The sequence below is a fragment of the Deinococcus sp. AB2017081 genome (genome assembly GCF_034440735.1).
Classification (GTDB): domain Bacteria; phylum Deinococcota; class Deinococci; order Deinococcales; family Deinococcaceae; genus Deinococcus; species Deinococcus rufus.
On sequence record NZ_CP140098.1, the window covers coordinates 1,594,255 to 1,616,120 of the forward strand.

The following is a 21,866-nucleotide window of genomic DNA, read 5'->3' on the forward strand; positions in this document are numbered from 1 at the left end:
GGCGCATGCTCAAGCACGTGTCGTTCCTGACCCGCGACCTGACCGCGACCCTGGCCTTCTACGGGCGGCTGGGCGGCATGACCGAGAAGGATGTCGTGACCGCCGAGGGCTACCGCCGGGCGGTGGTGCGCGTGGGGGCAGGGCGGCTGCAGTTCTTCCAGATCCCTGGCGAACAGCCCGGGCCACACCCGCACTGGGCCGAGCACATCGCCCTGCACGTGCGCGGCCTCCGGGCCCTGCTGCCCCAGCTGCGGGCGGCGGGCGTGACCGTCACCCGCGACCTCCAGCCCAGCCCCGGTGGGCGGGACATGGCCTTCGTGCTCGATCCGGACGGACGGCAGGTGGAGCTGCTGGAGGACGGGGCATGAGACGCCCCGGTGCTCTGTCCCCGGCTATGGGCCGTCCGTGTAGATCCGGCTGGGGTAGTAGTACTTCTGGAGCAGCAGCTTGCCCAGGGCCACAGTGGGAACAGCCAGCAGCGCCCCCACGAAGCCCAGCAGCGCGACCCCGATCAGGATGGCGACCAGCACCGTGACCGGGTGCAGGTCGGTGGTGCGGCTCAGGATGTACGGGCTCAGGAAGTTGCCCTCGATCTGGTTGGCGGCGACGAACACCACGATGACCAGGATGGCCTTGAGGCCGGCGCCGGGCAGGGTGAAGGCCAGCAGCAGGGCGGGAGTCGCGCCGATGATCGGCCCCAGGTACGGCACGATATTGAAGGCCCCCGCCAGGAAGCCGATGGCGGCGGCGCTGGGAATCCCGACGATGGTCAGGCCCAGCCACACGAACACGCCGATGAACGCGGCGATCAGCAGTTGCCCACGCACATACCCGCCGACCGAGGTGCCGACCAGATCCGACAGCTCCAGCACCCGCGGCTGCCACGGCCGGGGGAAGATGCCCAGCAGGGTCGCGTTGATGCGGGAGTAGTCGAGCATGAGATAGATGCTCAGCAGCAGGATCAGCAGCACCTGACCCACCGCGCCGCCGATCGAGAGCAGCCCGCTGAAGACCGTGCCGGTCGAGCTCAGCGCGTTCTGCAGGATCGGCACGATGTTGTCACCGAGGTTCTGGACGTAATTCTGCGCGGCCTCCACGATCCGCTCCCGCGCGCCGTCCAGCCCGCTCACGCCCCGGCTGGTGAGCCACCGGGTCATCGAGTCGAAGGTGTCGCCGGCCGAGCCGATCAGCCCCGGCAGCTTCTGCAGGAGTTGCACGAGCTGCGTACTCACCGTGACGAGCAGCGCGCCCGCCAGACCAAGAACGCCCAGGAAGATCAGCACCACGAAGAACACGCCGAGTCCCCGGCTGACCCGGCCGCGCTGGAGCCACACCAGCAGGGGGTTGGCCAGATACGCGATCAGGAAGGCCACGGCAAAATCGACCAGCACCGAGCGGATCTGACCGGTGATGCGCCACGCAAGATACGCGGCGAGCAGGAAGACGATCAGCCGGATCCACGGACTGGCCCACGCGTACTCGAAGGCCGTGGGCGGACGCGCGGGGCGCAGGGTGCCGGAAGGAGGGGGACGGGGACTCACGTTCCGTTCACTGTACGGTACGTGGCCCGGTGCTCAGTAGAGGATGGCCGGCGGATAAAGGCCGGATGGGGATCAGTACGACCGCGTGACGACCTGTCCGTTCTGGCCCATCGGCTGTGCCGCCGCGCCGTTCACGCTGACCCGCACGCCGCCGGCGTTTCCGGCACGGATGGTCACGCCTGCCGGAAAGCCCTTGACACTGCCGGCCGGGGGCGTCCCCTGGTACAGGATCACGCCGCCAGGGCCCGTCACGCGTGTCCACGAGGGCGCAGCGAAGGTCACGCTGACGGCGGCGCGGGGTGCAGCCGGGGTGCTGGTGCCGGTCGCCGCCGGGGTGGTGCCAGCGGGGGTCACGGTGGGGGCGCTGCCCGGCCGGTTCAGGTCGGCCAGGGCGCTCCGGCCGCTGCCCGCGACCGGCAGGGTGGCCCGCAGGTTGCGGCCGCGATCCAGGGTGACCGTCTGTTTCAGGGGCTGGCGGCCACTCAGTTCCACGCGCAGTTCAGCCCGGTCGCGCCGGTCGACCGGGAAGGCAGTCAGCGGCGTGGTGCCCAGGTCGCGGTTGTCGAGGTACACCCGCGCGCCGCTGGGCACGCTCTTGACCGTGAGCCGCACGGTGGTCGGCACCGGAGCCGCCGGAGGTGTGGCGGCCGGCGTGGTCTGGGCCGGCGCTGTCTGCGCCGGTGTGGTCTGGACGGGTGCCGTCTCGGAGACGGGAGCGACGGCCACCGGTGCGGGCCGTGAGGACACGAAGGCGTAGTAGCCGCCGGCCCCCAGGACGATCACGCCGGTCAGGAGACCCGCCAGCAGGGCAGGATTGACACCGTTCGTGGTTCGTACCGGACTGCCGGCGCCGCGCAGGCTCTGCGCCACCTCGGGCGTGGGGGGGACGCTGCGGTCGAATTCCGCGATCAGCGGCGTGGGATCGAGCTGCAGCTCACGGGCATAGCGTTGCAGGTACGACCGGGCAAAGGTGCGTTCAGGGAGCAGGGCGGTGTTGCCGTCCTCCAGGGCACGCAGGTAGTCGCCACGGATCTTGGTGCGAACCGAGAGTTCCTGGGTGCTCAGGCCCAGGGCCTCCCGGGCCTGTTTCAGCGTGCTGCCGAAGCTCATGATCCCCACCTTAACCTTTTTTGAATGTTGGGCCTGCTGGAAGCGTGGCCGGCCTAGCCATCGTAGGGCCGTCCCAGTGCCTGGGGAGCCCGGCTGCGGCCCGTCAGGATCAGGGCCAGGATCGTGATCGCGTAGGGCAGGGCACTGACCAGCGTGGGCGGCAGGAGGTCGCTGCCGCCCAGCGCAATCGAGAGGGCCTGCAGGAAGCCGAACAGCACCGTGGCCCCCAGCACCCCCAGCGGTTTCCACTGGCCGAAGATCAGGGCTGCCAGGGCGATGAAGCCGCTGCCGGCGCTGATGTTGCGCACATACGAATCCAGGTTCCCGATGCTCAGGAACACCCCGGCCGTACCCGCCAGCACGCCCGAGAGGATCACGGCCGAGTAGCGCATGCGCCGCACGTTCACGCCCATGCTGGCGGCCGCGCCCGGCTGCTCGCCGGTGGCCCGCAGGCGCAGCCCGTAGGGGGTGCGGTACAGCACGTACCACGTCAGCGCCACCACCGCGAACGCGAAGTACACCGGCGGCGAGAAGCGCAGTTCGCCCACGCCCCACAGCGGGAGCCCCTGTTCCAGCTTGGGGCTCTCGGTGGACGTCTGGTACAGCGCGGTGAGGATGACTGCGGGAACACCCGTGGCGAGCAGGTTGATGGCCGTGCCGCTGATGACCTGATCGGCGCGGTACCTGATGCTCAGGACGGCGTGGATCCACGCGACCAGGCCGCCGACGATCATGCCGGCCAGCCAGCCGAACCACGGGGCCAGTGCGCCCAGGCTGGGTTCCAGGCTCTTGGCCGCGACCGCGCCGGCCAGCGCCCCGAAGATGATCAGTCCGTCCAGCGCGATGTTCACCACGCCGCTGCGCTCGCTGAACAGGCCACCCAGGGCCGTCAGCAGCAGCGGCACGACCGAGCGGATGAAGGTCGCCAGGAAGGCGGCCGTGAAGATCTGTGCCACCAGGTCGTTCATTCCTTGCCCCCTTCACGGGTGATGGTCTCGCTGGTCTGCCCGACATTCGGGCTGGGCGTGGCCCGCTCGGCGGCGGCCTGCGACGCTGTCAGGGCGGCGCCGGGGGGTGGGCCAGATGCGGCGGCCTGCGCGAGCTGTGGGGGCGGCGGATCGGTGATGCGGCGGCTGAGGAAGCCGCCGGCCGCGATGAACAGCACGATCAGCGCCTTGAGGACGGTCACGATGTCCTTGTTCACGCGTTCGAGCTGACGGGAGACTTCCAGGCCGCCGGTGTCGATCGTGCCGAACAGCAGGCTGGAGACCACCACGCCGGACGGCGTGTTCTGGCCCATCAGCGCGACGGCAATGCCGTCGAAACCGACATTCACCGGCATGTTGCCCTTGAGCCGGTACTCGTCGAGCGCCCCGCCGTTCACGTAGTGCAGCCCGGCCAGCCCGGCGAACATCCCGGCGATGGTCATGGCGAGCACGGTGCCACGCGCCACGCTGATCCCGCCGTACTCGGCGGCCTTGGGCGACAGGCCCACCGCCCGCAGGGCATAGCCGGTCGAGGTCCGCCACATCAGGGTGCCGAAAAACGCCACGCACAGCAGCGCGATCAGGAACGAGGCATTGAGCTGCGAGCCGGCGACGGTCACGGGAATGCCGATGCGCCACGTGACGGCGCCGGCCACGGCGGCGATCAGCAGCCCCAGCGCGGTGTGGCGGGTCTTCAGGACGGCCCGCGCGATCAGGAACGCGATGAGCGCGACCAGCAGCCCGATGCTGATGGCCGTCTGCCCGCCGCTGCCGACGTTCAGGAGCTGGAGCATGGTGGGCAGGCGTGCCCCCTCCTGGAGCAGTTCGCTGCGGGCCTCGAAGCCCTCGGCCTTCAGGCCCAGGGTGTAGGTGCGCCCCAGGAACGGGAAGGTCTCCGTGCCGATCAGGAACAGGAACACCGCCGACGCGATGTAGTTGAGCATGATCGTGTTGATGACCTCGCTGGAGCCGAACCGGGCCTTCAGGACACCGGGAATGGCACCCCACAGTGCTCCGAATGCTCCGGCGGCGACCACCGAGAAGGGCAGCAGTGCCCAGCCCAGGGCCGGGGGGCCGTACACGCCCGCGAGCATCGCGCCGACCGCGCCCATGGTCAGCTGACCCGGCGCACCGATATTGAACAGACCGGTGCGGAACGCGAACGCCACGCTGAGACCGGTGAAGATCAGCGGCGTGGCCAGCTTCAGCGAGTCGAGCAGGGGCCCCAGGCTGGTCACCGGGGCGAACAGCGCCGAGTACACGAAGTACACCACGTCACTCTTGGCGAGCCAGCCCTCCGCGAGCGACAGGGGAGCGCCGCTGAGGTTCACGGCGGGCTGCACGATCAGCACGACCACGGCCCCGACGGCGATCGCCAGGGCAATGGCGCTGACCGGGACGAGCAGGCCCCGGAGCCGGTTCAGGCGCTCAGACCACCACGTGCGGCCGCTCAGGCCGGCTCCCGCCGCGACCAGTCCGCCCAGCATGGGCAGGAACAGGCCCAGGTTCATGCCGCCCCCCGCGTAGAAGTTGCGCAGCTGCCGCTTCGCGCCGGGGCGCAGGGTCGTGTCGGCCACCACCCGCGTGACCTGGTCGCTCAGGGTCGCGTCGAGCCGCAGCACGGCCGCGCCCGCCAGAACGAAGGCCAGCAGCGCGGTGATCCACAGCCACGGCGCGCGGCGCAGCGCCCCGACCACGGTGGCGACCAGCAGCGCCAGGGTCGCCCAGCCCAGGCCCAGCACGGTGGCCGTGGGGGGCAGCGGCGCGTCGCGGTACGAGGAGAGGTTCAGCACGCTGCCCCCCAGGTGCAGCAGCACGGCGTCGGCGTCCGTGCCGCCCCGGCCCAGGGTGGCCAGCGGGAACAGCAGCATGCCGGCGGCCGCCACGGCAGCGGCGGTCAGCGCGATGCGTGCGCCGTCCGCAGATGGCCGATTGTCAGAAACGGAGGTCACGCGGTCATTGTACGGGCCGGCCCGGATCGCGGCGAGCTTCGGCGGCACGCGCCGGCGTGACCCGGGCTGCTATGCTCGCGGGCGGTATGGAACGCACCTTTGCCATGATCAAGCCCGACGGTGTCCGTCGCGGCCTCACCCCGGAGATCCTCGCCCGCATCGCCCGCAAGGGCTACCGCGTGGTCGGCCTCAAGCAGATGGTCATTCCCCGTGACGTGGCGGAGACGCACTACGGCGAACACCGCGAGCGTCCCTTCTTCGGCGAACTCGTGGCCTTCATCACGGGTGGGCCGGTGGTCGCGATCGCGCTGGAGGGCGAGAACGCCATCAGCGGCTGGCGCGGCATGATGGGCGCCACCAATCCGGCCAATGCCGCGCCCGGCACGATCCGCGCGGATTTCGCCACGACCACCGGCGAGAACGTGACGCACGGCAGCGACAGTCCCGAGAGTGCCGAGCGTGAGCTGGGGCTGTTCTTCGCGGCCAGCGAACTGCTGGACTGACCCCGTCGCGTCACCGAGCACGCACCGCCGCCGTCCGGAGGAGTCGCAGCGGCCCCACCCAGGACGGCGGCCGCAAGGTTCCTGTGACGTTTCGGCCCGTAGGATCACGCCCAGGGGTCATGTCCAGGCGCACCACTCCACTTTATGAACTGCTGCTGCGCAGCCAGCAGTACATCGTGTATGCCGCCAGTGCGGCGTACATCGTGTACGCCCTGCTGACCGCCCTGATCGATCCGCCTGGCGTGTTCCCCGTGGCGTATCAGGTGCCCAAATACTGGGCCGCGCTGTTCGCGCTGGCGACCATCGTTGCGGTGGCTGCCGCCCCGCACCGGCTCAAGCAGTTGTATGTGCTCACCACGGTCGGGTACCTCCTGGCCACCATCGTCGAGATCCCGAGGGCCGTGAGCTACGGCGCGATGCCCATGCACCTGACGCTGTGGCTCACGCTGAACGTCCTCGTGTCCTTCGTCGTCTTTGGAGCGCGGCAGGGCGCGGCACTGATCGCGGTCAGTGTCGCCGTGATGCTGGGAGCGCTGATCGTCCATGGCCCCCTGGCCCCGCCGCAGCTGTCGGACTGGGTCACGGTGGCGGTGGTCATGGGCGTGACCGGCATCATTGCCTACACCCTGATGAATTTCATCGAGAACAACATGCTGCAGCACGCCGAGGACAGCGAGAAGCTGCGCGCGGCCCGGCTGGACGCCGTGACCGACGTGTACGGGCGCGGGGCCATCGAGGAAGAGCTGCACCACGCGATGGATCATGCCCGCCGCATCAACTCGCCCCTGAGCATCGTCGTGGCGGATATCGACCACTTCAAGCAGGTGAACGACCAGCACGGCCACGCCTTCGGGGACGACGTGCTGCGGGCGGTCGGCAAGCGGCTGCGGCGCAACGTGGGCGGGATCGGCGGGATGGTGGGCCGCTGGGGCGGCGAGGAATTCATCGTGCTGCTGCCGGGGGTGGCAAAACCGGACGCCCTGGTGCTGGCCGAGCGGCTGCGCCGTGAGATCGGGGACACCCCCCTGGCCGGCCTGCCGGTCACCGCCAGTTTCGGTGTGGCGTCGTACCGGGGCTCGGGCGACACGCCGGATCAGCTGTTCGGCCGCGCGGACATGGCCATGTACGAGGCCAAGCGCTCCGGGCGCAACGCGGTGCGCTGACCGCGGTCATCCGCTGCACCCAGGGCCGGAACGCACCCCCCTGGGCCGCTCCGGGTGCTGTGAGCGTTACCGGAAGGCGTCCAGCAGAGCCGGCGCCCGCTGGGCCGCATAGCCCCGCGTGAGCAGGTGCACGCCGTCCGCTGTGCGCAGCACCAGCACGTCTTTCAGGGCCGAGGTCGCCGCCGGCCTCAGCCCCTCGCCCTGGGGCGTGGACACCGAGCGGGCGCCGGCTCCGGCGGCATCCCGGGCGCTGAACTCCGGCCGCGTGATCACCAGATCCCATGCCTGGGCGCGGGAGTCACCGTCATAGGTGATGGTCATGGCGGCGGCGTCCAGCGGGGGGCGGGTCGTCCAGACGACCGTGCGCAGGCCGCCGCCCACGCGCTCGCGGCGGTCGGACTGCGCGTCGTAGGTGCCGTTGGCGGTGAAGACCAGCCGCTGCTCCAGCGTGTCGGCTGCCGGATTGCGCTGGCAGCCCACCAGCAGTGCGGCCAGCACCAGGGACGCGCGGAGGACAGTCATGGCCGCACCATACGTCCCGGCACTCCCGTCGGCCATGTGCAAACATCCCGGCATGGAGGCCCACCGCGCCCTGCTGACCGTGACGGGCGGTCTGCTGCTCGTCCTGATGGCGCTGGGGCTGTCGCTGCAGCTCGGGTATCGCCGGACGGCGGCCCGCTGGCCGCACCACGCGCTGTACTTCGTGGTCGTCGCGGGCACGGCGGTCTCGGCGCTGCTGGGGTGGCGGGCCGGTGCGGCGGCCCTGGCCCTGGGACCCGCGCTGGCACTGCTGCTCGCCATGCCCCGCACCCGGCCCGGCCGCGCCGGGCACTGGCGGCTGGCCGCGCTGGTGCTCATGGCCTATGTGCTGGGTGCCTGGGGCGCGTGGTAGGGGGCCGGGGCGGGCTGGTAGCCTGGGCCGCATGGAACTCATCGAGGGCATGCTGGCCCGGCGTACCACCAACGGCCCGTTCCGCCCGGAGCCGGTCAGCCGGGAGCACCAGCACACGCTCATGCGCGTGGCGCAGGCGGCCCCCAGCCACTTCAACTCGCAGCCGTGGCGCTTCGTGCTGATCGAGCATCCCGACACCATCGCCCGCGTCGCGCAGCTCAGTGGGGACAGCATGACCGAGCTCATCGAGGCCGGCGTGTTCTTCGAGCGCTACCGCAAGTACTTCCGCTTCAACGCGCAGGAGATGGACGAGCGCCGCGACGGCATCCACATCGACCACCTGCCGGGGCCGCTGCGCCCCTTCACGCGGCAGATCTTCAGCGACGCGGGCCTGAAGCTCATGCGGCAGCTCGGGGTGCCGAAAAAACTCGGTGAGGACAACCGCCGGCTGGTCGCGGGCAGTCCGCTGCTGCTGGCGGCGCTGCTCGACCGGGAGGAATACCGGCCCGGCGAACTCTCTGGCTTCTATTCCGTGTTCGGGCTGGGAGCTGCCATGGAGAACATCTGGAACGCGGTCGGGGCGCTGGGCATGGGCATCCAGTTCATCAGCACGCCCATGGAGATTCCCCGCCAGTGGCAGGCCATGCAGGCGCTGCTGCGGGTGCCGCCGGAGCTGGAACTCATGGCGGTGTACCGCCTGGGTTACCTGCCCGAGGGGGACGCGCGGCCCAGCATCGACTGGAGCAGCCGTCACCGCAAGACCCTGCCCCAGTTCGTGTTCCGCGAGACCTGCGACGTCCCCGAGGCCGGGCGGCCGGAGGCCGTGGACGGGGTGACCGCGTGACCCCGCTGAAGCTGCTCCACGTGGGCCTGGGCGGGTGGGGCCGCAGCTGGATGACTGTGACGGCGGCGCAGGAGGAGGTCGAGGTCGTCGGCCACGTTGATGCCCACCCGGAGGCGCTGGCCCTGGCGCAGGCGCAGGGTGCGGCCCCGGACCGCTGTTTCCCGTCGCTGGAGGCAGCCCTGCACGGCGCCGGGGCACAGGCCGTGCTGGTGACCACGAACGCCGTGGGGCACGCTCCCGTGGCGCTGGCCGCGCTGGAGGCCGGTCTGCCGGTGCTGATCGAGAAGCCCTTCGCCACCAGCATCGAGGAGGCCCGCACGGTCGTGGAGGCCGCCGCCGCGAAGGGGCTCCCGCTGATGGTCAGCCAGAACTACCGCTTTCACCCGGCGGCGCAGGCCGCCGCTGCGTGGGTGAAGGCCGCGCCCTACGGTGAGGTCGGCGCGGCCGTGGTCGAGTTTCGCCGCGACAGCGCCCGCACCGCCGCCAGCGCCCACCACCTGCTGCCGCACCCGCTGCTGCTCGACATGGCGATCCACCACTTCGACCTGATGCGCTTCGTGCTGGGCCGCGAGGCCGTGAGCATCGACTGCCACGCCTTCAACCCCCCGTGGAGCCCCTTCCGCGATCCGGCGTCGGCAGTCGCCACCATCGACTTCACCGGCGGCGTGGTCGTCAGCTACCGGGGCACGTGGGCGAGTTCCGGCGTGAAGACTCCGTGGGCCGGCGAGTGGCGGCTGGACGCGACGGACGCCGAACTGACGTGGACGGGCCGCGACGATCCTCCGGCGGACCGCGCGACCGTGCGCCCCGTCGGGAAGCGCCCCCGTGCCCTGCCGCTCCCGCCGGTCGTCGACCTCGACCGGGCCGGGGCGCTGGCCGAGTTCGTGCACGCGGTGCGCGAGGGACGCGAGCCGCAGAGCAGCGGGCGGGACAACCTGGGCAGCCTGGCGCTCGCCCTGGCCGCCATCCGCTCGGCGCAGGAGCGGCGCGGTGTGCCGCTGGCCGAGCTGCTGGAGGCGTGACCGCGCGGCGTCCCGGATCGTGAAGGGACGTTCAGGAACCGGGGGGGGCACGGCCGCAGACACGGGCGCAGAATGCCGCCCGGAGGCATCACCCATGACCAACACCACCGCATCCCTGAACGCCGCGCAGAGCGGCACCTTCCAGATCGGCGGCGACCTGAGCGTGAACCGCCTGGGCTACGGCGCCATGCGCATCACCGGCGACGGCATCTGGGGCGATCCCGCCGACCGGGAGGGCTCGCTCGCCACGCTGCGACGCCTGCCGGAACTGGGCGTGAACTTCATCGACACCGCCGACTCCTACGGCCCGGCCGTCAGTGAGGAACTGATCCGCGAGGCCCTGCATCCCTACGACTCGGTCGTGGTCGCCACCAAGGGCGGCCTGACGCGCACCGGCCCGGACGTGTGGACGCCGGTCGGTCGCCCCGAGTACCTCAAGCAGCAGGCGTACATCTCCCGCCGCCGGCTGGGGGTCGAGGTCATCGACCTGTGGCAGCTGCACCGGATCGACCCCAAGGTACCCCGTGAGGAGCAGTTCGGCGCGATCCGTGAACTCATGGACGAGGGCGTGATCCGCCACGCTGGACTCTCGGAGGTCAGTGTCGAGGAGATCGAGGCCGCCCGGCAGGTGTTCCCCGTCGCCACCGTCCAGAACCTCTACAACCTCGTCAACCGCAAGTCCGAGGACGTGCTGGACTACTGCGAGCGGGAGACCATCGGCTTCATCCCGTGGTTCCCGCTGGCCGCCGGCAGTCTGGCCAGGGAGGGCAGCGTGCTCGCCGAGGTCGCGAAGCGCGTGAACGCCAGCCCGTCGCAGGTGGCCCTGGCGTGGGTGCTGCGCCGCAGCCCGGTCATGCTGCCCATCCCCGGCACAAGCAAGGTGAAGCACCTCGAGGAGAATGTCGCCGCCGCCAACGTGGATCTCTCCGACGAGGACTTCCACTCGCTGGACGAGGTCGGGAAGGCCGAGTGGGCGAAGGACAGCCAGCAGAGCTGAGCATGCCGCCCCGGTACGCCCCTCTGCGCCCTGCGTGGAGGGGCGTTTCCCTGCCCTGCGGGGCCGACTGAACCTCGTGGTACGGTTGCGTCCACCGTGCGGACGGCAGAATGCCCGGCATGACTCCTTCCCGTGTGCCGGTCATCCGTGCCCTGGTGACCGGTACCCCGCCCCACCACACCCCGCAGACCGAGATCCGCGAGGCGGCCCGCACGCTGTTTCCGCGTCTGGCGGCCCGCCCACAGCTGCTGGATGTGTTCGACAACGCCCAGATCGACACCCGTGCCCTGGCCCGGCCGCTGGCGTGGTATCTCCAACCGCGCAGCTTCGGCGAGAAGAATGACGTGTTCATCGGGGAGGCGCGGGCCCTGATCCGGCGGCTGGGGGCCGAGGCGCTGGCCCAGGCCCAGATCGCGCCCGCCGAGGTCGATGCCGTGGTGGTCGTGACCACCAGTGGCCTGAGCACCCCCAGTCTGGATGCCGACCTGATCGGCTTCCTGGGGATCAATCCACACGCGGCGCGGCTGCCGGTGTGGGGCCTGGGCTGCGCGGGCGGTGCGGCCGGGCTGGCGCGGGCGGCCGATCTGGTGCGGGCCGGCTTCCGCCGCGTGCTGTATGTGGCGGTGGAGCTATGCTCGCTGACCCTCGTGAAGGGCGACGAATCCAAGAGCAACTTTGTGGGCACCGCCCTGTTCTCGGACGGTGGCGCGGCCCTTGTCATCACCGCGCCGGACGTGCCCGGCCCGCCCCCACTGGCGGCACTCTGCGGCGCGTACTCCACCCTGATCGAGCACAGCGAGGACATCATGGGCTGGGATGTCGTGGACGACGGCCTGAAGGTGCGCTTCTCCCGTGACATTCCCACCCTGGTGCGCGGCATGATGCGGGAGAACGTGCAGGAGGCGCTGGCCGCGCATGGGTGGTGCCGGGACAGCGTGACGCGCTTCGTGGTGCATCCCGGCGGCGTGAAGGTGCTCGCCGCCTACGAGGAGGCCCTGAGCCTGCCCGCCGGGGCACTGGACGCCAGCCGCCAAGTGCTGCGCGATTTCGGCAACATGAGCAGCGTAACCGTCCTGTTCGTCCTGGCCGAGACACTGCGGGATCGTCCCGCCGGCCGCGCCGTCCTGAGCGCCATGGGGCCGGGCTTCAGCGCGGAACACGTGCTGCTGGAATTTCCCGGCGAATAGGAGAGGGGCAAGTCACACTGGACTTGCCCCTCTGATCCGGTGCGTTTACGCGCCCTGGTCGCCGTCCACGGTCTTGTCGGGGTTGGTGGCCGCGCCGCTGGCGGGCATCCCGTCCTTCATGCCGCCGTAGGTGCTGGGATTGGCGTCCTGGCCGTCATTGGCGGCGGGGCGGGGATCGGTCGTGGAACTCACCTGCTGTGCCTGGGACGTGTCGGCCCCGGCATCGGCATTCGCGTCGCTCACGCCCGTGTACTGACCGGTCGTGGCCGGATCGCCGGGATTCTTCGGCGTGCCCGTGTTCCACTGCGACTGGTCGTTGATGGTGTCCTGCGAGACGTTTGCGTGGGCCTCGCTGCTCGGCTTGCCTTCTCCCATGATCCAGCCTCCCTGCTCCCGCGGTCGGGGCGCGTGTTGTGTCTGCCCGCCAAGCGTACCCCCCGCCCCGTTGGCTTTCGGTGGGCGGGCGTTTATGAGAGCTTGCGGCTTGTCCCAGGCCGTGGCGTCCGCCCGCCCTGGCCGCGTCAGTTGCCGTCCTGCTCCCCTCGATCCTCGTCCCGGCCGAAGGTCAGCGCCAGACCCTCGGAGAGCTGTGTCCGCTCCGCTGCGCTGAGCCGGGCTTCGGGGTGCAGGGGCAGATAGGAGCGGTCGGGCATCCTGCCGGACTCCACCTGCTCGGCCGCCTCGCGCGCTTCGCGGCCGAAGCCCGGGACGCTCGCGTTGAACTTGCTGCGGCCCTCCTCCACGTGCCGCGTGAGCAGCCACGACACGGGGGCCACGTTGGAGTACCACGGCCACACGGTCGCGTGGCTGTGGCAGTCGGCGCACGCGCGGGCGAACAGCGCCCTGGTGTCGGGGTCGCTCCACGCGGGCGTGGCGGTCACGGGCGGGTTGCTGTGCGCGCGGCCGTACGGCACGAGCTGGATCAGCACGAACGCGGCGACCAGGCCAAGCAGGATTCGGGGCAGCAGGGATCGGCGGGTTCGGTTCAGGCGCATGGCAGTCCTCCGGCGGGCGTGGGCATGCCCCGATTCCCGCACATTCCCGCCCGGGCCGGGTGAAGGGGCGCTGGGCGAACGCTGAGGGTTGTCACAGCCGCCGCGCGAGCAGGCGCAGGCCCATGAACACCACGAACACCGTGCCGCCCTCGTGCGCGACCACGCCCAGCGGCAGCGGCACCTTCCCGGCCACCGCCAGCGGGGCCACGATCAGGATGATCCCGAACGCGAAGGCGAGATTGATGATCACGGTGCGCCGCGCCGCGCGGGCCAGCCGCACCGCGCCCGCCAGCTTCCCGAGGTCGCTGCGCATGAGCACCACGTCCGCGCTCTCGATGGCGACGTCCGTGCCGGACGCGACCGCCACGCCCAGGTCGGCGCGCGCCAGGGCGGGCGCGTCGTTCACGCCGTCCCCGACCATCGCCACGGGGCCCGGCAGTTCCCCGATGATGCGCAGCTTGTCCTCGGGCAGCAGTTCCGCGCGGAACTCGGTCAGGCCCACGCTGGCCGCCACGGTCTGCGCGACCTCGCGCTTGTCGCCGGTGAGCATGACGGGGTGCGCGATGCCCGCGTCCCGCAGGCCGCGGATGGCGTCGGCGATGCCGGGGCGCAGCGCGTCGGCCACGCCCATGACCCCCAGCACCGTGCGTCCCCGCCCGACGATCACGGTGGAGGAGCCCTGGGCACTGAGGGTCGCGAGCGCCGCCTGCTGCCCTGGCGTCAGCGCGGCCCCCTCGCGCTGCGCGAGCCGCAGGTTCCCGGCCCACACGCGCTCGCCGCGGCCGTCCACCGCCGCGATGCCGTGCCCGGGGATCGCCTGCGCGTCCTGCACGGGCTCGGGGGTCACGCCGCGCGCGCGGGCGGCCGTCACGACCGCCTGCGCGATGGGGTGCTCGCTGTGGCCCTCCAGCCCGGCGGCCAGCGACAGCGCGGCCCCCTCGTCGTCGGCCACGATCTGCGTGAGGGTCATCTTCGCCTGGGTCAGGGTGCCGGTCTTGTCGAAGGCGACCGTCTGCACGCCCGCCAGCGCGTCCAGCGCCGCCGAGCTCTTGAACAGCACGCCGTGGCGGGCGGCGGCGGCCATGGCCGAGAGCATCACGGCGGGCGTGGAGATCACGACCGCGCAGGGCGAGGCGACCACCATGAAGGTCATGGCGCGGTACCACGCCACGTCCACGCCCAGCCCGAACCCGTAGCGGAGCAGCGCGTACACGAGCGGCACGCTCACGAGCACGATCAGGGCGTAGGGGCTCTCCCAGCGCTCGGTGACGCTCTCGGTGCGGCTCTTCTGCGTCTGCGCCTCCTCCATCAGGGAGACCAGCCGAGCCAGGGTGCTCTCACCGGCGGGGCGCGTGACCTCGGCCTCCACGCTGCCGTTCAGGTTCACGGTGCCCGACGCGAGCGCCGCGCCGACCGCCTTGTCGATGGGCACGCTCTCGCCCGTGATGGGGCTCTCGTCCACGCTGGTGTTGCCCCGCACCACGCGGGCGTCGGCGGCGATGCGCTCGCCGGGCTTGACCACGAGCAGGTCGCCGATGCGGATCTCGCCGAGCGCGCACCATTTCTCCACGCCGTCCCGGCGGACGGTCGCGCCCTCGGGGTTCAGATCCATGAGCGCCTGGATGGCGTTCTTCGTGCGGCCCATCGCCCAGTCCTGCAGGGTGTTGCTCAGGCTGAACAGGAACAGCAGGATCGCGCCGTCGGCCGCCTGCCCGATGCTCGCGGCCCCCAGCGCGGCGAGCACCATCAGCAGGTCGACATCCAGCTTTTTCTCCACGAACAGCGAGTGCAGCGCCTCGCGCCCGGCGGGGATGCCGCCCGCGAGGTACGCGACGAGAAAGCCCCCCCACATGACGGCCGGCACGCGCAGCACGTACTCGCCCACCAGCCCGACGAGCAGGCCCAGCAGCGTGAGGGCGGTCAGGGTGACGGCGGTGCGGAGCTGGGGCGTCAGGACGAAGCGTCCGGAGGCGGGGGCCTCGGCGCGGGGGAGGGTCGCGGGGGTGGAGGTGGTCACGGAAGCTCCTGGAGTGGGGGGAACGGGCTTAACAGGAATAATTCTCAATAAGCTCAGTCTACTCCCCCCGCCCCCCGGACTCAACGCACGAACCGGAGCGGAGAAGTCGGATTAACGCACGGTCAGGACGATGGTTTTGCCGCCAGTTCGACCACCGGCAGATCGTTCGCCCGCGCCACGGCCAACCAGTGCGCCGTCGGCCGCGTGGCGATGGTCGCCACCGCGTCCGGCCCGATCACCTCCGCCCAGCGCTGCGCGAACCGCGCCTCCAGCGGGGCCGCCGCCACCCACCCGTCCGCCGTGCGATACAGCCGGTAGATGTCCTGCGCGCCCGACAGCACCCCGCCCCCCGCCGTCAGGCCCACCGTGAACGGCAGCGCCGCGAAGCGCGCCGCGTCGCCCAGCCCCACCACCCGCACCCGCTCCGCCGACCCGCGCTCGCGGCCCAGCAGCAGGGCCAGCGCCGCCGCGTACGCCTCCCGGCTGCCCAGCATGTCGGCCAGCAGCGTGCGCGGCATGACCGGCGCGGCCGGATCGACCAGCCCCGCCATGACCTGGTACGTCAGGTCGTGGCCCGGCTCCTCCGGCGCGCGGCTGTCGCCCACCACCTGCACCCGGCACAGCCGCGGGTAGTGCGCCGAGAGCATGTCCGGCCCCAGCCCCAGCCGCCCCAGCGCGGACGGCCGGAACGACGTGAGCAGCACGTCTGCGTCCGCCAGCACGTTCAGCAGCTCCGTCAGACCCTCCGGCGTCTTGAGGTGCAGCGTCCGCACGTCCACGTCCCTGTGCAGCTCCGCGTACCACGCAGGGGCCATCCACGACAGCGGATCGCCCGCCGGGGGTTCCACCTTCACCACCCGCGCCCCGTCGTCCCGCAAGCTCGCCGCCGCCACCGGGCCGGGCACGTTCAGCGCGAGGGTGACGACCGTAAAGCCTTGCAGCGGGCCGGGCATGCCCCCATTGTGCCCCGAACGGCGTGTCAGCCGGGCCGGGCCACGCGCGTCACGCGGATGTCCCGCGGGCCGTCCTCCCGCTGCACCCGGAACGTGCTGCCCACGCCCGCCGCCTGCGCCAGCGGCAGCTCGTCGAACAGCGTGCCCGTCACGTCCTGCCCGTCGTAGGCCAGCACCACGTCGCCCGCCCGCAGCCCCGCCACGGCCGCCGGGCTCTCCGGGTAGACCACCGTGCAGCGCAGGCCCAGGCCGTCCGGCCCCGCCGCATCGAAGCCCGCGCCCAGCATCCCGCGATCCCGCAGCCGCGGAATGAATTTGTGGATCAGCCGGATCTGCCCCCGGTGGTTGACCTCGTCCTCCAGCACGTGGAACCACATGAAGTGCCGGTTCCCGGTCGTGCCCCAGAAGGGCAGCGGCTCGTCCAGCCACCCGTCGTCTTTTTCGGCGAAGATCCGCAGCGTCTCCGCGCGCACCTCACGCAGCTGCGTCAGGTACTGCCCCAGCGGCCGGCCCCGGATCGTTTCGCGGCCCTGCTCGCCCAGGTTCAGGCCCGGCCACCACCTCGCCTCCAGCGCGGCGTCCGGATCGGGATGATCCGTGCTGATCAGCTGGTAGATCCGCTCCACCGCCGCGAAATGCTCCAGCAGCATGCCCGCGCTGTTCCCGAACTCCGGCGGGATCAGGTCGAGTTCCTCCACGCTCATTCCCTGCACGGCCTGGAGCGTCGTGGCCCGCGCATAGTCCATCATCCCGACCAGCCGCGAGATCATGGGCGTGAAACCGGGCCGGTCGGAGAGGAGCAGGTCAGGCATGGGAAAAGGGTAGCGGAGGAGCGGCGGGCGGTGGCTCGCCGCCCTTCCGCTGCGCCGGAGACGGGCTGTGGAAGGGACAGCCCCCGGCTAGCATGGAGCATGCAGGACGACTGGCAGGACAGGTTCGCGTGTCTGTGGGACGGCTCGAATCCGGGCTGGGCGTGGCACATCCGCGACGCGTCTGATCCCCGCAGCGGCGACGGGTATGCCCTGGTCAACGAGCGGACGGGGGCCACGTGGCCGCTCACACCGGAAGAGCGGCGGTGGCTGGTGAACGAGATCACCACCCGCCCACGGATCATGCCGATGCGCTGGGAACAGCGGGGCACACGCGCAACGTCCTACATGCGCCGGCTGCCGGCCGACCCCGCGGACTCCCTGGTGAGGTACATCGAATATGTGGAAGGGAAGGCGCACCGGCAGGTGAACCACGATCTCTATCACGGTGCGTTCTTGTGCTCTCTGGACATTCCCCTGTCGGACGTCCCACTCGGTGAGGGCAACGGCATCCAGCAGTCCATCGACGTCCGGCAGTTTCACGCGGCGTGGGAAGTTGCCCTCCTGGCACGTGCGAAGTGGCGGGCGGTGACGTACGCCGAGTTCCTGGACGATCCTGACTTTGATCGCCTCCGGCCGATCGAGCCTACCCGGCTGGAGGACTTGACCTTCGAGGACTACTGGGATGGGCCGCTGAACGGTACCGTCAGCTTCGAGGGCGTCACGTGCTGGTACGAACGCTTCTTCGACCACTCCGTAGGCGAGTATCTCTTCCCGCGACGGTACCTGATGGTGGATCGCGCCGAGCACTTCGGGGGAAACGAGCCGATGGCTGGTGACGAAGCAGAGATACGGCCTTCACTCGGGGCACGGCGTGTCATCGGGTGGACGGACGTGGATCGCGCTCCGCAGGAGGCGTGGGTGACCAGGCCGTAGGTGAGAGGTTGAAGATGACTGGCCGGCCAACCTTACCGATGCAGGGTTCCGAAGACATGCCGTTGGCTTTTTCCGCCTACCCCTTGACCTCTGCCACGAGGTTCAGCACCGCCTTCTTGAGAAACGGTGCGCCCTGCCCCTCGGCAAACACCTCGCCGGTCGTGGCGTCCACGACCCTCGCCTGGGCGCGGGCGCTGCCGCTGCCGTCGCGTTCCACGACGATCTCGATGCGCTGCCCCGGCCCGAGGGCCTGCGCGGCGTAGTTCACGCACCAGTCCGTCCAGTTCACGTTCTCGACGGGGGCCTTGTTTGCCTTCGCCTCCTGCTTCTCGCGGTACGCCTGGGTCTTCTGGTCGACGTGCGTGCGGATGACCTCGTCCCGCTCGCGGGGGCTCAGGGTCTCGAAGGGCACCTCGTCGCCGCTGTCCGGGTGGTGGACGGTGGTGTCGGGCGTGAGCTTCTGCACGACGTTCGCCATGATCCGCACCTCGGCGGGGTGGGCGGAGGCGTCCCACGGCACGTCGTCGTCCGCGGCCTGCGCGGCGGCCTCGATCAGGCGGCCCACGACGCGCTGCTGCTCGGGCTCCAGCTCCGTCAGGATCTTCGCGGCAGGCTTGAGTGCGCGGGCCTGCCGCTCGCTCTGCGGGGTGATGCCCAGGGGCTCAAGTACCTTTGCAGTTTCGGCGGCGTCGATCAGGCGGCCGGCCTGCGTGCGCGTGAAGCCCCAGCGCTGTTCCAGATACTCCTCGAAGCTCTCGAAGGCCACGCGGTACAGGTGGTTGTCGCGGATCTGGGCGAGGGCCTCGCCGGTGCGCTGGAAGTCGCGCAGGCCGTCGCGGACGGTGCGTTCCAGGGCGTCCATGCGGGCGCGCTCGTGGGGCTGGAGCTGGTCGGGTCGGGCGGGGGTCGGCATGGTCATGGCGGGAACCTCGTCGGGTGGGATGTGGGGCGAAGGCTACCAGAGGGCAGAGGGCAGAGGGCAGAGGGCGGAGGGCAGAGGGCAGAGGGCAGAGGGCAGAGGGCAGAGGGCAGAGGGCAGAGGGCAGAGGGCAGAGGGCAGAGGGCAGAGTGTTGTCCCTATAGTGGTTACGCATCCTGTCCACTCGTGCCTGTGCGGGTAACGCCCTTCCACACGTGGGGGAGGCTTATGATGGGTAGGCAAAAAAGCCCGACGCGACCCGCAGGGCGAGGAGGAGTTCCATCATGGCGATGAATCTGTTCGGTGCGCGTGACACGCTCACCACGAAGTCCGGTCAGAAACTGTATTTCTACAACCTGCACAAACTGGCTGACCAGGGCCACGACATCAGCACACTGCCGGTGTCGATCAGGGTGCTGCTCGAGAGCGTGCTGCGCGAGGCGAACGACTATGACGTGCGCCGCGAGGACGTCACCACCGTCGCCGGGTGGAGCCCGAAGAACGAGGAAGTCGAGATTCCCTTCAAGCCCGCCCGCGTGATCCTGCAGGACTTCACGGGTGTGCCTGCCGTCGTCGACCTCGCCGCCATGCGCAGCGCGATGGTCAAACTCGGCGGCGACCCCAGCAAGATCAACCCGCTGATCCCGGTGGATCTGGTCATCGACCACTCCGTGCAGGTGGACGAGTTCGGCACGGACTTCGCCCTGGCGAACAACATGGCCCTGGAATTCGAGCGCAACCGTGAGCGCTACGAGTTCCTGCGCTGGGGCCAGCAGGCCTTCGACAACTTCGGCGTCGTGCCGCCCGCCAGCGGCATCGTGCACCAGGTCAACCTCGAGTACCTCGCCAAGGGCGTGCAGAGCCGCCCCGAGGACGACGGCGTCGTCGTGTACCCCGACAGCCTGGTGGGCACGGACAGCCACACCACCATGATCAACGGCCTTGGCATCGTCGGCTGGGGCGTCGGCGGGATCGAGGCCGAGGCCGTCATGCTGGGCCAGCCCATCTACATGCTCATGCCCGAGGTGATCGGCTTCAAGATCACGGGCGCGATGCCCGAGGGCGCGACCGCCACCGACCTCGCGCTGCGCGTGACCGAGATGCTGCGCCAGAAGGGCGTGGTGGGCAAGTTCGTCGAGTTCTACGGCGCGGGCCTGAGCAACATGACCCTGCCCGACCGCGCCACGATCGCCAACATGGCCCCCGAGTACGGCGCGACCATGGGCTTCTTCCCCGTGGACGACGAGGCGCTGCGCTACCTGCGCCGCACCGGCCGCCTGGAAGACGAGATCGAGTTGGTCGAGTCCTACTACAAGGCCCAGGGCATGTTCCGCACCGACGAGACGCCCGACCCCGTGTTCACGGACACCATCGAACTCGACCTGGGCACCATCGTCCCCAGCCTTGCCGGCCCCAAGCGCCCGCAGGATCGCGTGAACCTGAGCGACATGCACACCGTGTTCGCCGACGCGCTCACCGCGCCCGTCAAGGGCCGCGGCTTCGAGCTGAGCAGCGACAAGCTGGACGCGCAGGGCACCATCGGCGGCACCGACCTCAAGATCGGGCACGGGGCCGTCACCCTGGCCAGCATCACGTCCTGCACGAACACCAGCAACCCCAGCGTGCTGATCGCCGCGGGCCTCGTCGCCAAGAAGGCCATCGAACTGGGCCTGAAGAGCCAGCCGTGGGTCAAGACCAGCCTCGCGCCCGGCAGCCGCGTCGTCACCGAGTACCTGGAAGCCGCGGGCCTCCAGACGTACCTCGACCAGATCGGCTTCAACACCGTCGGCTACGGCTGCATGACCTGCATCGGCAACAGCGGCCCGCTGCCCGAACCCGTCGTGCAGGCCATCCAGGAAGGCGACCTCGTGGCCGCCAGCGTGCTCTCGGGTAACCGCAACTTCGAGGGGCGCGTGAACCCGCACATCCGCGCGAACTACCTCGCCAGCCCCCCGCTGGTCGTCGCCTACGCGCTGGCCGGCACGGTCGTGAACGACATCGTCAACGACCCCATCGGCACCGGCAAGGACGGCCAGCCGGTGTACCTGCGCGACATCTGGCCCACCGCCAGTGAGATCCAGACCGTCATGGACGGCGCGATCAACGCCGAGATGTTCCGCAAGGTCTACGACGGCATCGAGAAGAGCAACCAGGACTGGAACGCCATTCCCGTCGCCGAGGGCGCGCTGTTCGACTGGAAGGAAGACAGCACGTACATCCAGAACCCGCCCTTCTTCGACAACCTCGCCGGCGGCCCCAGCGACATCGTCAGCATCGAGGGAGCCCGCGCGCTGGTGAAGGTCGGCGACAGCGTCACCACCGACCACATCAGCCCCGCCGGTTCCTTCAAGGCCGACACGCCCGCCGGGAAGTTCCTCGCCGAGCGCGGCATCGCGCCCAAGGACTTCAACTCCTACGGCAGCCGCCGCGGCAACGACCGCATCATGACGCGCGGCACGTTCGCCAACATCCGCCTGAAGAACCAGCTCGCCCCCGGCACCGAAGGCGGCTTCACCACCGACTACACCACCGGGCAGGTCAGCAGCATCTACGACGCCAGCGTGAACTACAAGGCCAGCAACATCCCGCTGGTCATCTTCGCCGGGAAGGACTACGGCATGGGCAGCAGCCGCGACTGGGCCGCCAAGGGCACCTTCCTGCTGGGCGTCAAGGCCGTCATCGCCGAGAGCTTCGAACGCATCCACCGCAGCAACCTCGTCGGCATGGGCGTCCTGCCCCTGCAGTACAAGAACGGCGACACTGCCGACAGCCTGGGTATCACCGGCGACGAGACCTTCGACGTGATCCTGCCCGGCGACCTCAAGCCCCGCCAGGACGTCGTCGTGCGCGTCACGCCGCAGAACGGGGCCACCCGCGAGATCACCGTGCAGTGCCGCATCGACACGCCCGTCGAGATCGACTACTACAAGAACGGCGGCATTCTCCAGACCGTGCTGCGCGGCATTCTGGCGAAGGGGAACGAAGTCAAGGCGTAAGCAGTAGCAAACCTGCTTGTAAAAATTTCGGCTTGCGGTAAGCT

The 21,866-nt window shown here is 70.3% G+C and carries 21 protein-coding genes; 10 read left to right on the forward strand and 11 right to left on the reverse strand.

The features are described 5' to 3' along the window. The first annotated feature begins 5 nt into the window (after positions 1 to 5). Positions 6 to 368, forward strand: a complete 363-nt coding sequence (locus tag U2P90_RS07770) for a VOC family protein (RefSeq protein ID WP_322474467.1) — start codon at positions 6 to 8, stop codon at positions 366 to 368. Between the two features lie 24 nt (positions 369 to 392). Here the strand turns inward: U2P90_RS07770 and U2P90_RS07775 are convergent, their stop codons facing one another. The 4 genes from U2P90_RS07775 to U2P90_RS07790 all read right to left on the reverse strand — a co-directional run bounded on the left by U2P90_RS07775 (position 393) and on the right by U2P90_RS07790 (position 5,589). Further along, the gene (locus U2P90_RS07775) at positions 393 to 1,541 is read right to left on the reverse strand and encodes an AI-2E family transporter (RefSeq protein WP_295820432.1); all 1,149 of its coding nucleotides are present in this window, start codon (positions 1,539 to 1,541) and stop codon (positions 393 to 395) included. Between the two features lie 72 nt (positions 1,542 to 1,613). Continuing rightward, positions 1,614 to 2,651 (reverse strand): helix-turn-helix domain-containing protein, encoded by a 1,038-nt coding sequence (locus U2P90_RS07780; protein WP_295820429.1) that lies wholly within the window; start codon positions 2,649 to 2,651, stop codon positions 1,614 to 1,616. A 53-nt stretch (positions 2,652 to 2,704) separates the two neighbouring features. Beyond that, complete coding sequence (locus tag U2P90_RS07785; RefSeq protein WP_322474468.1) at positions 2,705 to 3,619, reverse strand: ABC transporter permease; 915 nt, start codon at positions 3,617 to 3,619, stop codon at positions 2,705 to 2,707. Next, positions 3,616 to 5,589, reverse strand: coding sequence for an ABC transporter permease (locus U2P90_RS07790; RefSeq protein ID WP_322474469.1), 1,974 nt, complete (start codon positions 5,587 to 5,589; stop codon positions 3,616 to 3,618). Before U2P90_RS07790 ends, U2P90_RS07785 begins: the two co-directional genes overlap by 4 nt. An 86-nt stretch (positions 5,590 to 5,675) precedes the next feature. Here U2P90_RS07790 and ndk point away from each other — a divergent pair, with 86 nt between their 5' ends. Beyond that, positions 5,676 to 6,092, forward strand: a complete 417-nt coding sequence (gene ndk / locus U2P90_RS07795) for a nucleoside-diphosphate kinase (protein WP_295822975.1) — start codon at positions 5,676 to 5,678, stop codon at positions 6,090 to 6,092. A 119-nt stretch (positions 6,093 to 6,211) separates the two neighbouring features. Continuing rightward, positions 6,212 to 7,255, forward strand: a complete 1,044-nt coding sequence (locus tag U2P90_RS07800) for a GGDEF domain-containing protein (RefSeq protein WP_295822970.1) — start codon at positions 6,212 to 6,214, stop codon at positions 7,253 to 7,255. Between the two features lie 66 nt (positions 7,256 to 7,321). On the opposite strand, the gene U2P90_RS07805 is transcribed toward U2P90_RS07800, so the two are convergent. Then, a complete protein-coding gene (locus tag U2P90_RS07805) occupies positions 7,322 to 7,777 on the reverse strand; it encodes a hypothetical protein (protein ID WP_295822967.1) in 456 nt (151 codons plus the stop codon). Here U2P90_RS07805 and U2P90_RS07810 point away from each other — a divergent pair. The 5 genes from U2P90_RS07810 (at position 7,776) to U2P90_RS07830 (ending at position 12,197) form a co-directional block, all read left to right on the forward strand. Then, positions 7,776 to 8,147 (forward strand): hypothetical protein, encoded by a 372-nt coding sequence (locus tag U2P90_RS07810; protein WP_322474470.1) that lies wholly within the window; start codon positions 7,776 to 7,778, stop codon positions 8,145 to 8,147. The two genes, U2P90_RS07805 and U2P90_RS07810, sit on opposite strands and share 2 nt — an antisense overlap. A gap of 31 nt (positions 8,148 to 8,178) precedes the next feature. Then, positions 8,179 to 8,991, forward strand: a complete 813-nt coding sequence (locus U2P90_RS07815) for a nitroreductase family protein (protein WP_295822964.1) — start codon at positions 8,179 to 8,181, stop codon at positions 8,989 to 8,991. Beyond that, positions 8,988 to 10,013, forward strand: coding sequence for a Gfo/Idh/MocA family protein (locus U2P90_RS07820; RefSeq protein ID WP_322474471.1), 1,026 nt, complete (start codon positions 8,988 to 8,990; stop codon positions 10,011 to 10,013). The genes U2P90_RS07815 and U2P90_RS07820 overlap by 4 nt, the downstream gene beginning before the upstream one ends. Before the next feature lie 94 nt (positions 10,014 to 10,107). After that, on the forward strand, positions 10,108 to 11,010 hold the full coding sequence (locus U2P90_RS07825; RefSeq protein ID WP_322474472.1) for an aldo/keto reductase: 903 nt from the start codon (positions 10,108 to 10,110) through the stop codon (positions 11,008 to 11,010). 110 nt (positions 11,011 to 11,120) lie between these two features. Continuing rightward, complete coding sequence (locus U2P90_RS07830) at positions 11,121 to 12,197, forward strand: type III polyketide synthase (protein WP_322474473.1); 1,077 nt, start codon at positions 11,121 to 11,123, stop codon at positions 12,195 to 12,197. A 45-nt stretch (positions 12,198 to 12,242) separates the two neighbouring features. Here the strand turns inward: U2P90_RS07830 and U2P90_RS07835 are convergent, their stop codons facing one another. From U2P90_RS07835 to U2P90_RS07855, 5 genes are all read right to left on the reverse strand, one after another. Next, on the reverse strand, positions 12,243 to 12,572 hold the full coding sequence (locus U2P90_RS07835; RefSeq protein WP_322474474.1) for a hypothetical protein: 330 nt from the start codon (positions 12,570 to 12,572) through the stop codon (positions 12,243 to 12,245). Between the two features lie 146 nt (positions 12,573 to 12,718). Then, positions 12,719 to 13,192 carry a heme-binding domain-containing protein gene (locus U2P90_RS07840; protein WP_322474475.1) on the reverse strand — a complete coding sequence of 158 codons (474 nt, stop codon included), beginning with the start codon at positions 13,190 to 13,192 and terminating at the stop codon, positions 12,719 to 12,721. A gap of 91 nt (positions 13,193 to 13,283) precedes the next feature. Continuing rightward, positions 13,284 to 15,209, reverse strand: coding sequence for a heavy metal translocating P-type ATPase (locus tag U2P90_RS07845; RefSeq protein ID WP_322474476.1), 1,926 nt, complete (start codon positions 15,207 to 15,209; stop codon positions 13,284 to 13,286). Between the two features lie 122 nt (positions 15,210 to 15,331). Then, entirely contained in the window at positions 15,332 to 16,162 is an 831-nt protein-coding gene (locus tag U2P90_RS07850; protein WP_322474477.1) for a CoA transferase, read from the reverse strand. 26 nt (positions 16,163 to 16,188) lie between these two features. Then, on the reverse strand, positions 16,189 to 16,974 hold the full coding sequence (locus tag U2P90_RS07855) for a DUF664 domain-containing protein (protein ID WP_322474478.1): 786 nt from the start codon (positions 16,972 to 16,974) through the stop codon (positions 16,189 to 16,191). Between the two features lie 99 nt (positions 16,975 to 17,073). Between U2P90_RS07855 and U2P90_RS07860 the strand changes: the two genes are divergently transcribed. After that, entirely contained in the window at positions 17,074 to 17,907 is an 834-nt protein-coding gene (locus U2P90_RS07860; RefSeq protein ID WP_322474479.1) for a hypothetical protein, read from the forward strand. A gap of 76 nt (positions 17,908 to 17,983) precedes the next feature. On the opposite strand, the gene U2P90_RS07865 is transcribed toward U2P90_RS07860, so the two are convergent. Further along, complete coding sequence (locus U2P90_RS07865) at positions 17,984 to 18,826, reverse strand: hypothetical protein (RefSeq protein ID WP_322474480.1); 843 nt, start codon at positions 18,824 to 18,826, stop codon at positions 17,984 to 17,986. Between the two features lie 284 nt (positions 18,827 to 19,110). Between U2P90_RS07865 and acnA the strand changes: the two genes are divergently transcribed. Next, positions 19,111 to 21,822, forward strand: coding sequence for an aconitate hydratase AcnA (gene acnA, locus U2P90_RS07870; RefSeq protein WP_322474481.1), 2,712 nt, complete (start codon positions 19,111 to 19,113; stop codon positions 21,820 to 21,822). Positions 21,823 to 21,866 lie beyond the last annotated feature (44 nt).